This window comes from Pricia sp., from assembly GCF_041745955.1.
Taxonomy (GTDB): domain Bacteria; phylum Bacteroidota; class Bacteroidia; order Flavobacteriales; family Flavobacteriaceae; genus Pricia.
The window spans coordinates 1-2,016 of record NZ_JBGTHY010000304.1 but is presented as its reverse complement, the minus strand read 5'-3'; the positions used below and the strand labels follow the sequence as shown (position 1 = coordinate 2,016).

Genomic DNA, 2,016 nt, shown 5'->3' with positions numbered 1-2,016 from the left:
CCAACAACAACATAAGGCCATAACCGATTGGCAACTGAACAGATATTTTGAGATCATATAGATATGTGGAACACCATTGTCAATCATTAAGCGTATACCCGGGGGTGGGAAGACCAACAACGTAATGCCGTAACCGATTGGAAACTGAACAGATATATTGAGATAAAATAAATATGAGAGACACTATTTCGCCCATAGACGGTTCGGTATACCGTTCTACCAAAGAGCACGGCCTTAAGGATATCGAAAACACTATAAGCAAGGCCCACAAGGTTTTTCCTGCCTGGGCCGCTTTGTCCATTAAGGAAAGGGCGAAATACGTGACCCTTTTTGTGGAAGCGATCGTAGCCGACAAAGCGGATATAGCGAAGGAAATCACATGGCAAATGGGAAGGCCCCTTGGTCAGTCTCCCGGAGAGATACAAGGATTTCAAGACCGTGCCAATTATATGATCGGAATTTCCGAAGATGCTTTAGCGTCCTATACTCCGGAAGATCAAAGTCCGGGGAAACGCGCTGTCGAGCGGGTTCCCCTTGGTATCATAGGCGTAATGAGTCCCTGGAATTACCCTTTCCTGACCTCCGTAAATGCTATAGTTCCCGCATTAATGGCAGGAAACGTAGTGATTTTAAAACACTCCTTTCAAACGCCTTTGGTCGCGGAACGATATGCCCAAGCCGCATTACAGGCAGGACTGCCAAAAGGCGTATTTCAGATTTTACATTTAAACCATAAAAATACGGCTCAGTTGATCGCAGATCCTAAATTAGGGGGAGTTTGCTTTACGGGATCCGTAAAAGGTGGAATAGCGGTACAACAGGCACTGACCAACTCGTTTATATCCTGTGGATTGGAATTGGGCGGAAAAGACCCCGCCTATGTGAGGGCCGATGCCAATTTAGAGCACAGTATCGAAAATTTGGTGGACGGGTCGTTTTTCAACAGCGGGCAATCCTGCTGCGGCATCGAAAGAATCTACGTTCATGAGAACGTTTACGGCAAGTTCGTCGACGGTTTTGTAAGCCTGGCCAAGAAATATAGACTGGGCAATCCTTTGGAACAGGAAACCAATCTAGGGCCGATGGTAAAAACGGAAGCTGCCGACTTTGTAAGGACGCAGATTGCGCAGGCCATAAAAAAAGGGGCAAAATCGTTGATAGACGAAGCTTTATTTCCATCCTCCAAAAAAGGAACTCCCTATCTATCGCCCCATGTGCTAGTAGATGTAGACCACGGTATGGAAGTAATGACCGAAGAGAGTTTTGGTCCCGTGATCGGAATTATGAAAGTGAAGAACGATAACGAGGCGATTCAATTGATGAACGATTCCAAATACGGCCTGACCGCCTCCGTATGGACCGCCGATATGGACAATGCACAAAGCCTAGGGCGTAGTATTGAAGCAGGAACGATATTCATGAACCGCTGTGATTATCTAGATCCCGCCCTGGCTTGGACGGGTTACAAAAATTCGGGAAGGGGCGTCACCCTTTCCAAATTCGGGTACGAACATCTGACCAAGGTAAAATCCTTCCATTTTCGAGAAATAAAGTGAGCAGCTAAGATCGACCTTGGAAATTTTAGTAAAGGGGCCTCTTTAATACCTCTGAGAAAGAACAGGTGAGCAGCCAAAACAGGATTTTTAGGGCTGCCCTAAAATTTTAAACAAAAAGTTAAGAATGAAATTACTGCATACCCAATGGAATTACCCCACTACTATCTGGTTCGGAGCCGGAAGATCGAACGATTTGCCGCTATCCTGTCAAAAAACGGGAATTAAAAAACCCTTATTGGTTACCGATAATGGATTGGTAAAATTGGATATTGTTGAAAATGCGAAACGAGTATTAAAAGAAGCGGGCATAGATTTTACCGTATACAGCGATGTACAAGGCAACCCAACGGAAGCCAATGTACTGAACGGGGTAGCTCACTACACTAAAAATCGACATGATGGGGTCATCGCTTTTGGAGGGGGTTCTGCCATGGATGCGGCCAAAGCAATTGCTTTTATG

The 2,016-nt window shown here is 45.4% G+C and carries 2 protein-coding genes; both read left to right on the top strand.

Annotated features, from left to right (window positions below):
- Nucleotides 1-173 precede the first annotated feature (173 nt).
- The gene (locus tag ACEW8S_RS11140) at nucleotides 174-1,556 is read left to right on the top strand and encodes an aldehyde dehydrogenase family protein (RefSeq protein ID WP_373518229.1); all 1,383 of its coding nucleotides are present in this window, start codon (nucleotides 174-176) and stop codon (nucleotides 1,554-1,556) included.
- A gap of 124 nt (nucleotides 1,557-1,680) precedes the next feature.
- Nucleotides 1,681-2,016 (top strand): iron-containing alcohol dehydrogenase (locus ACEW8S_RS11135; RefSeq protein ID WP_373518228.1); only part of this gene is annotated, 336 nt, incomplete at its 3' end.

Coding starts and splice junctions, on each gene's coding strand:
- ACEW8S_RS11140 (WP_373518229.1), top strand. CDS start 174: ATGAGAGACACTATTTCGCCCATAGACGGTTCGGTATACCGTTCTACC.